The organism is Halomonas sp., assembly GCF_014859505.1.
Classification (GTDB): domain Bacteria; phylum Pseudomonadota; class Gammaproteobacteria; order Pseudomonadales; family Halomonadaceae; genus Halomonas.
This window is the reverse complement of the sequence record NZ_JACUUD010000126.1, coordinates 1-7,394: the sequence shown is the minus strand read 5'-3', so window position 1 is coordinate 7,394 and position 7,394 is coordinate 1. Positions and strand designations below refer to the sequence as shown.

9 protein-coding genes are annotated in these 7,394 nt (G+C 69.6%); 6 read left to right on the top strand and 3 right to left on the bottom strand.

Features of this window, described 5'->3' with window-relative positions; translation table 11 throughout:
• The first annotated feature begins 3 nt into the window (after positions 1-3).
• The 6 genes from IBX53_RS13340 to IBX53_RS13315 all read left to right on the top strand — a co-directional run bounded on the left by IBX53_RS13340 (position 4) and on the right by IBX53_RS13315 (position 4,848).
• Positions 4-1,146, top strand: coding sequence for an ABC transporter permease (locus IBX53_RS13340; protein ID WP_290910027.1), 1,143 nt, complete (start codon positions 4-6; stop codon positions 1,144-1,146).
• Positions 1,146-1,997, top strand: coding sequence for an ABC transporter ATP-binding protein (locus IBX53_RS13335; protein ID WP_290910026.1), 852 nt, complete (start codon positions 1,146-1,148; stop codon positions 1,995-1,997). The genes IBX53_RS13340 and IBX53_RS13335 overlap by 1 nt, the downstream gene beginning before the upstream one ends.
• Positions 1,997-2,935, top strand: a complete 939-nt coding sequence (locus IBX53_RS13330) for an MlaD family protein (RefSeq protein ID WP_290910024.1) — start codon at positions 1,997-1,999, stop codon at positions 2,933-2,935. The genes IBX53_RS13335 and IBX53_RS13330 overlap by 1 nt, the downstream gene beginning before the upstream one ends.
• Positions 2,932-3,558: an ABC-type transport auxiliary lipoprotein family protein gene (locus IBX53_RS13325; RefSeq protein WP_290910022.1), complete on the top strand. Its 627-nt coding sequence runs from the start codon at positions 2,932-2,934 to the stop codon at positions 3,556-3,558. The genes IBX53_RS13330 and IBX53_RS13325 overlap by 4 nt, the downstream gene beginning before the upstream one ends.
• A gap of 149 nt (positions 3,559-3,707) precedes the next feature.
• A complete protein-coding gene (gene csiR, locus IBX53_RS13320) occupies positions 3,708-4,391 on the top strand; it encodes a DNA-binding transcriptional regulator CsiR (RefSeq protein WP_290910020.1) in 684 nt (227 codons plus the stop codon).
• Positions 4,392-4,635: 244 nt separating this feature from the next.
• Complete coding sequence (locus IBX53_RS13315) at positions 4,636-4,848, top strand: hypothetical protein (protein WP_290910018.1); 213 nt, start codon at positions 4,636-4,638, stop codon at positions 4,846-4,848.
• 103 nt (positions 4,849-4,951) lie between these two features.
• On the opposite strand, the gene IBX53_RS13310 is transcribed toward IBX53_RS13315, so the two are convergent.
• From IBX53_RS13310 to IBX53_RS13300, 3 genes are read right to left on the bottom strand one after another with little or no spacing between them, the layout of a single operon-like run.
• Positions 4,952-5,908: a biotin-dependent carboxyltransferase family protein gene (locus IBX53_RS13310; RefSeq protein WP_290910016.1), complete on the bottom strand. Its 957-nt coding sequence runs from the start codon at positions 5,906-5,908 to the stop codon at positions 4,952-4,954.
• Positions 5,905-6,630 (bottom strand): allophanate hydrolase subunit 1, encoded by a 726-nt coding sequence (locus IBX53_RS13305; RefSeq protein WP_290910014.1) that lies wholly within the window; start codon positions 6,628-6,630, stop codon positions 5,905-5,907. The genes IBX53_RS13310 and IBX53_RS13305 overlap by 4 nt, the downstream gene beginning before the upstream one ends.
• Positions 6,627-7,382 (bottom strand): 5-oxoprolinase subunit PxpA, encoded by a 756-nt coding sequence (locus IBX53_RS13300; protein ID WP_290910012.1) that lies wholly within the window; start codon positions 7,380-7,382, stop codon positions 6,627-6,629. Before IBX53_RS13300 ends, IBX53_RS13305 begins: the two co-directional genes overlap by 4 nt.
• Between the last annotated feature and the right edge of the window lie 12 nt (positions 7,383-7,394).

The window sequence follows — 7,394 nt, the reverse complement described above, 5'->3', positions numbered from 1 at the left end:
ACCATGCCCTCGACCGACGCCTCGCCCGGCCGACTCAGCGTGGAGGCCGGCCGACTGCTGATCAGCGGTGACTGGGTGCTCGCCCACCACGGTGCACTCAAGGCACAGGTCGACGCCCACCGCCGCGGCGCTGTCGCGCCCTCGCACGACCAGAGGGTGGATCTCTCCGGCCTGACCGGGCTGGACACCGCCGGCGCCCGCCTGCTGGTGGCGCTGGTCGGCGCCGAGCGGGTGGCCAATGTGGGTCAGTGGGCCGCCGACCTCCCCCCAGCGCGTCAGGCGTTGCTCGAGACCATGGCGCGGGTGCTGCGCGAACCGCTGGAACCGAAGCCACCCCCTCGGGCACCGCTGACCGACTGGCTGGTCGAGGTCGGCGAGCGTGTCGGCGGCCTGTGGCACCAGCAGCGCCTGCTGCTCGGCTTCATCGGCCTGACCCTCACCGCCCTGCTTGCCACCGTGGTGCGCCCCTGGCGCTGGCGTGTCACCGCACTGGTGGCCCATGTTCACCAGACCGGTCTCAACGCGGTGCCCATCGTCGCCCTGCTCACCTTCCTGGTGGGGGCCGTGGTGGCCTTCCTCGGCGCCACGGTGCTGCGTGATTTCGGCGCCACCATCTTCACCGTCAACCTGGTGGCCTTCGCCTTCCTGCGCGAGTTCGGCGTGCTGCTGGCTGCCATCCTGCTGGCCGGCCGCACCGCCAGCGCCTTCACCGCCCAGATCGGTGCCATGAAGGCCAACGAGGAGATCGACGCCATCCGCGCCATCGGCCTCGACCCCATGGAACTGCTGGTGTTGCCGCGGCTGCTGGCGATGATGGTGATCCTGCCGATCCTGACCTTCATCGGCATGCTGAGCGGCATCCTCGGCGGCGCCATGGTGTGCATCTTCATGCTCGATATCTCGGCCACCCAGTTCCTCAGCATCCTGCAGCGCGACATCCCCCTCAACCACTTCCTGGTCGGCATGGGAAAGGCGCCGATATTCGCCTTCCTTATCGCGGTGATCGGCTGCCTGGAGGGTTTCAAGGTCAGCGGCAGCGCCCAGTCGGTGGGTGAGCACACCACCTCCAGCGTGGTGCAGTCGATCTTCATGGTCATCCTGCTCGACGCCGTGGCCGCGCTGTTCTTCATGGAGATGGGGTGGTGATGGCAGACGCAGGCGCAACGACAGGTATCGGGGTAGCGACAGATCTGGAGGCCGTCATTCGGGTGCGCGGGCTCTCCAACCGCTTCGGCAGCGTCGTGGTCCACGAGGACCTGGACCTGGATATCCTCCGCGGCGAGATCCTCGGCGTGGTGGGCGGGTCCGGCACCGGCAAGTCCGTGCTGCTCAGGAGCATCGTGGGGCTGAAGCGCCCCGACGCCGGCAGCGTCGAGATGTTCGGCGAGGACCTCACCGCCCTGCCGGCCCGGCGGCGCTCCGAGCTGGAACGGCGCTTCGGTGTGCTCTTCCAGCGCGGTGCGCTGTTCTCCTCGCTGGACCTGCAGGAGAACGTCGCCCTGCCGCTGATCGAGCATGCCGGCCTCAACCGGCGTGACGCCCAGGACCTGGCGCGCATGAAGCTGGCCCTGACCGGGCTGCCGCCCAACGCCGCGCTGATGATGCCCTCGGAGCTCTCCGGCGGGATGATCAAGCGGGCAGCCCTGGCCCGGGCGCTGGCGCTGGACCCGGAGGTGCTGTTCCTGGATGAGCCCACCGCCGGCCTCGATCCCATCGGTGCCGCCGACTTCGACCAGCTGATCATGACCCTGCGTGACGCCCTGGGGCTCAGCGTCTTCCTGGTCACCCACGACCTGGACACCCTCTACACCGCCTGCGACCGGGTCGCCGTGCTCTCGCAGCGCCGCGTCCTGGTCGCCGACCGCCTGTCGGTGGTGGAGGCCAGCGATGACGCCTGGATCCGCGACTACTTCCACGGCCCGCGAGGCCGAGCGGCCGCCGGAGCCGCAGAGGCGGCCGAGCACCCCACGCCGACAACTCCCCGGGAGAACACCTGATGGAAACCCGCGCCCACCACCTGGTGATCGGCCTGTTCACGGTCATCGCCGTCATCGCCGCGCTGGGGTTCGCCCTGTGGCTCGGCAAGTCCGCCACGGATCGAGAAATGACCTACTACGAGGTTGGCTTCGACCGCCCCGTGGGCGGGCTGGATACCGGCAACGCCGTGCTGTTCAGCGGCATTCGCGTCGGCGACGTGGCCGAGCTGCGCCTGGACCCGGACGACCCTCGCCTGGTGCGCGCCCTGATCCGCATCGAGGCCGACATCCCGGTGCGCGAGGACACCCGCGCCGGCCTGGCGCTGGCCAACATCACCGGCAGCATGAACATCCAGCTCCAGGGCGGCAGCCCCGAGCAACCCCGCCTGAGGGGCAGCTTCGAGGATCCTCCGCTGATCCTGGCCGAGCCCTCGCCGCTGAGCTCGCTGCTGTCCGATGGCGAGACCCTGGTCACCGGCCTCAACCAGCTGCTGATCAACGCCAACCGCCTGCTTGCCGAGGAGAACACCGACCGGGTCGAGCAGATCCTTGTCAACCTGGAACAGCTCAGCGGTCAACTGGCCGCACGCAGCGACGAACTGGGAGCAGTGGTCGACATCGCCGACCGCCTGGGCGAGGAGGCCAGCGAGCTGCTGCGGGCGCTGGCCAGCCTGAGCCAGAGCGCCGAGACCCTGGTCGACGCCGAAGGGCGCCAGGCCCTGGAGAGCGCCGGCCAGGCCATGGGCAGCCTGCAGGGCATGACCCGCCGCCTGGACACGCTGCTCGACAACAACGAGGAGGCCCTGGGTCGCGGCATGCAGGGCCTGGGCGACCTGGGGCCGATCGTCCGCGAGTTGCGCAACACCCTGGACACCCTGGGGCGAATCACCCGCCGCCTGGAGGAGAACCCGGCCGACTTCCTGCTGGGCCGCGAACCGATCGAGGAGTTTTCACCGTGAACCGCCGTCCCTCAGTTCTTCGCAGCCTCGCCCTGCTCACCCTCGCGGGCATGCTCGCCGCCTGCACCCTGCTCCCGGAACATGAACCCGACAGCCTTCACCTGCTGCCCGCCGCCTCGCTGGCGCGCGTCGACGGCCCGCCACTGGGGGCTCGCCTGAGGGTCGAGACGCCCCAGGCCTCTGCCCTGCTCTCCGGGGCGCGGATCCTGGTGATGCCGGAGCCCAATCGGTTGCAGGCCTATGCCGGCGCCCGCTGGAGTGATCGCACTCCGCTGTTGCTGCGTGACCGCCTGGTGGAGGGGCTACGCGACCGGGGACGCCTGAGCGCCCAGGACGACAACAGCCCGCTGGGGGCCGATGTCACCCTGGTCAGCGACCTGCGCGCCTTCCACAGCGTCTATCCACGGGGGCAGGAACAGGGCTCGCCAATGGCGGTGATTCGCCTGGACGCCAGCCTGGTGGACGAGAGCGATCGCCGGCTGCTGGCCGAGCGACGCTTCGAGGTGCGTGAACTCAGCGAGGGAACCGGGGTGACGCAGGTGGTGGAAGCCTTCGGCCGCGCCGCCGACGATCTGACCCTGGCCATCGCCGAGTGGAGCGAGGAGGTGCTTCAGGGGCGCTGACAGTGGGCTGCCAAATGATGTCATTCCGGCGTGATGCCGCCGATTATTCAGATCGGCGATGTTCGGCTATGATGTCGGCAAACCATGGTCTGGATAAGTACGGATTGGATAAATACGGCGTATTGAACAAGTACAAGGACGCAGGCGGCATGGACACGACTCCCCCTCGGCAGAACCTCGGCATCAGCGCCTACCGCTGGCTCAAGCAGGACATCATCCGCGGCGTCTTCCGGCCCGGCGAGAAGCTGCTGATGAGCCGGCTGAAGGAGCGCTACGACCTCGGCGTCGGCCCGCTGCGCGAGGCGCTCTCCCAGTTGGTGGCGGAGCGGCTGGTGGTGGCCATCAGCCAGCGCGGCTATCGTGTGGCCCCCATGTCCCTGGCCGAGCTCGAGGACCTCTACGACGCCCGCGCCCAGCTCGAGGGGCTGGTGCTGCGTCTGGCCATCGAGCGCGGCGACGACGCCTGGGAGGCCGAGATCCTGGCCACCGCCCACACCCTGGCCAAGGTGATGGAGGTCAACTCCCCCGACGAGCTGCTCGACGTCTGGGACGCCCGCCACAAGGCCTTCCATACCGCCATCGCCAGCGGCTGCCGTTCTCCCCACCTGCTGCAGGTACGCGAGGGCCTGTTCGACCAGGTGGAACGCTACCGGCACCTGTGGCTGCGCGAGACGGTGTTCTCGGAGCAGGCCCTGGCGCGCAAGCGCCAGGAACACGCCGCCCTGGTGGAGGTGATACTGGCCAGGGACGTGGAGCGCGCCAGCAACATGATGCGCGAGCACCTGATGACCCCGGTGCCGATCATCACCACGGTGATGAAGCGCCAGGGCTGAGCCACAACGCCTTCCCCTCAGCCGGCCAGCCTGAGGCCGACGAGCCCGGCCGGGATCAGCACCAGGCTGAGCAGGCGCAGCGGCGAGGCGAGCATGCCGGCACCTCGGGCGGGCTTTTCAAGGCCGTCCAGGCTGTCACACGGGCGTCACCCGTAGCTGCCAGAGTGGTGGGTGACAGGATGTAACCAGCCCCTTATGCTGACGTGACACCCCGCCCGAGGATGGGCATGCTGGAGATGACGAGATGCCCCACCTGCTGAGATTTCCCCGCGACCTGGAAGCCCGCCTCGATGTCCTCGCCGGGGCCACGGGCCTGGGCAAGGCGGAGCTTATCACCCGCTGCGTGGAGGTCGGGGTTCAAGCCCTCGAGCACCAGCGGCCGGCCGAGGGCGGCGGTGCCCGGCTGGCTGAGCGCAGCATCGACCAGGTGCTGCGAGAGAGCGGCCTGGGCGCCTGACCCGATAGCAAAGCCCAATACCGCAGCCCGATAGCAAGGCCCGATGGCCCAATCCGATCGCTGGACCCGACAGCCCCCGGCCCCTTACCGTCAGGCTACCCGCTCAGACAGTGAAGGACGCGCAGAAGCGCCGATGCTCACCCAGCGCCCGCTCGCCGGAAACGGCTACCAGGTGCACCTCCTGGCCCGGCAGGCACTGGGCCAGCCGAGAAGCCGAAAGCGGCGTCAACGCCCCCAGCCGCGGATAGCCGCCGATGGTCTGACGATCATTGAGGAGCGCGATGGGCTGGCCGTCCGGCGGCACCTGCACCGCGCCTAGTCCGATCCCCTCCGAGACCAGCGAGCCGATCCGGCACGCGAGCCGCGGCCCGGTCAGCCGCACCCCCATGCGATCGGCGCGGTCGTCAACGTGCCAGGTCGCGTTGAAGGCCTGAAACAGGCTCTGCCCGGTGAAGTCGCCGACCTGGGCGCCGGGCAGCAGCGATAGCCTGGCGGTGGTCCGGTAGTCGAGGCGCGCCTCGTCGGGAGCCGTGTTGGGTGACGCGCCGCCGGCCGACAATTCCCCTACCCTCAGGCGGTCCCCCTCGCAAAGCTTGCTGCCGCGCCCGTCGAAGCCGCCCAGCCCCTCTCGCACCACGCAGGCGACGCTGCCCAGCACCGGCTCGGCGACGAAGCCGCCGGCCACCGCCAGGTAGGCGCGCAGCCCATTGGCGGGCGCGGCGAAGACCAGCCGCTGGCCTTCGCGGCACGACACCCGCTCCCATCGCGGAAGTGGCTTGCCGTCGAGGGTGGCGCCCAGGTCGGCGCCGGCCACTGCGAGCGTCAGGTCGCGCTCAGCCACCAGCGTCAGCCCGCCGAAGGTGATCTCCAGCGCCGCCGTCCCCCAGGGATTGCCCGCCAGCCGGTTGGCCCAGGCCCAGCCGTGGAGATCGGCCGGCCCGCCCTGGGTGACGCCGAGACGCCGAACACCGAAGCGCCCGGCATCCTGCAGCAGCGCCAGGGGGCCGGCACGTTCGACGCGAAACCCGATAACGGTATATTTCTTGATGGCTCGGTTCATCGACCCGCCTCCATGGGCGTGGGATCACCCCCCTCGGCCTCGAAGGTCTCCCGGTCCACCGGCACGAAGCGCACCCGGTCGCCGACGGCAAGCAGGCTGAAGCCGTCGCGGTCGCGATCGAACAGCCGCGCCGAGGTGCGCCCCAGCAGGTTCCAGCCACCGGGGGTGACCGCCGGATAGGCCGCCGTCTGGCGCCCTGCAATGGCCACGCTGTTCACCGGCACACGCTTGCGCGGCGTGTCGAGCCTGGGAACCTCGAGACGCGCATCCAGCAGGCCCATGAAGGCGAAGCCGGGGGCGAAGCCCAGGGCGAAGACGCGGTAGAGCGTGCCGGCATGGCAGTCGATCACCGCCTCCACCGAGAGCCCGGTAAGCTCGGCAACCCTCATCAGGTCGGGCCCCACGCGCTCGTCGTACCAGGTGGGTAGTTCACGCACCTCGCCGCCGCCTGTCTGCTCGTCGGGAGCGAGATCGCCCAGCAGCTCGAGCAGCCGGCAGCGCGCCTCCCCGGAGGAGAGCCTGAGCGGGTCGAAGACCACCAGCAGGGTGGTATAAGAGGGCACCAGGTCCACCAGGGCATCGCCGAGGGCCGCCTCGCAGCGCCGGGCCAGCGGGGTGATCCAGGCCAGGTTGGTTTCCTCGATGCGCTCGAACAGCCGCACCATCCAACCGTCCAGCCCGGCCGACTCAAGCCGCGGCAGGCGTGCGCCCTCCCCGCTCATGCCCCCGCCTCGAGGGCGTTCAGGGCCTCGCGGATCGCCCTCACCGCGGCGATGGACTCGGGATTGTCGCCATGCACGCAGAGGGTGTCAGCCGCCAGAATCAGTTCGCTGCCATCGTTGGCGGTCAGCGGGAGCCCCTGGGCGATACGCCGCGACTGGTCGACGATCACCTCGGGGTCGCGGTGCACCGCGCCGAGTTCGCGACGCGAGACCAGTCGACCCGCGCCGTCGTAGGCGCGATCGGCGAAGGCCTCGAACCACAGGGTCACACCCTGCTCGGCGGCAAGCTGGCTCACCACCGAGGTATCCCGGGTGGCCAGGGTCATCAGCGGAAGACGCGGATCGTAGGCCAGGATGGCCCGCATCACCGCCGCCATGATCTCGGGATCGCGGGCCATGTCGTTGTAGAGCGCTCCGTGGGGCTTCACGTAGCTGACCTCGAGGCCCTCCGCCCGGCACAGACCGGCCAGCGCCCCCAGCTGGTAGAGCACCAGGTTCTCGATCTCCTCGGAAGTGCAGGCCAGGGAGCGACGGCCGAAGCCAACCATATCGGGATAGGCCGGATGGGCGCCCACCCGAACGCCGTGCTTCTTCGCCAGGCGCACCGTCATGCGGATCACGTCGGGGTCCGAGGCGTGAAAGCCGCAGGCGACGTTGGCCAGGTCGACGTGGGGCATCACCTCGTGATCCATCCCCATCACCCAGGGGCCGAAGCTCTCGCCCATGTCGGCATTGAGCAGAATAGATGTCATGGATGACCTCCT

Excerpts from the sequence above, each read along its gene's own strand:
- IBX53_RS13340 (WP_290910027.1), top strand. The coding sequence starts at position 4 with ATGCCCTCGACCGACGCCTCGCCCGGCCGACTCAGCGTGGAGGCCGGC.
- IBX53_RS13335 (WP_290910026.1), top strand. The coding sequence starts at position 1,146 with ATGGCAGACGCAGGCGCAACGACAGGTATCGGGGTAGCGACAGATCTG.
- IBX53_RS13330 (WP_290910024.1), top strand. The coding sequence starts at position 1,997 with ATGGAAACCCGCGCCCACCACCTGGTGATCGGCCTGTTCACGGTCATC.
- csiR (WP_290910020.1), top strand. The coding sequence starts at position 3,708 with ATGGACACGACTCCCCCTCGGCAGAACCTCGGCATCAGCGCCTACCGC.
- IBX53_RS13315 (WP_290910018.1), top strand. The coding sequence starts at position 4,636 with ATGCCCCACCTGCTGAGATTTCCCCGCGACCTGGAAGCCCGCCTCGAT.
- IBX53_RS13310 (WP_290910016.1), bottom strand. The coding sequence starts at position 5,908 with ATGAACCGAGCCATCAAGAAATATACCGTTATCGGGTTTCGCGTCGAA.
- IBX53_RS13305 (WP_290910014.1), bottom strand. The coding sequence starts at position 6,630 with ATGAGCGGGGAGGGCGCACGCCTGCCGCGGCTTGAGTCGGCCGGGCTG.
- IBX53_RS13300 (WP_290910012.1), bottom strand. The coding sequence starts at position 7,382 with ATGACATCTATTCTGCTCAATGCCGACATGGGCGAGAGCTTCGGCCCC.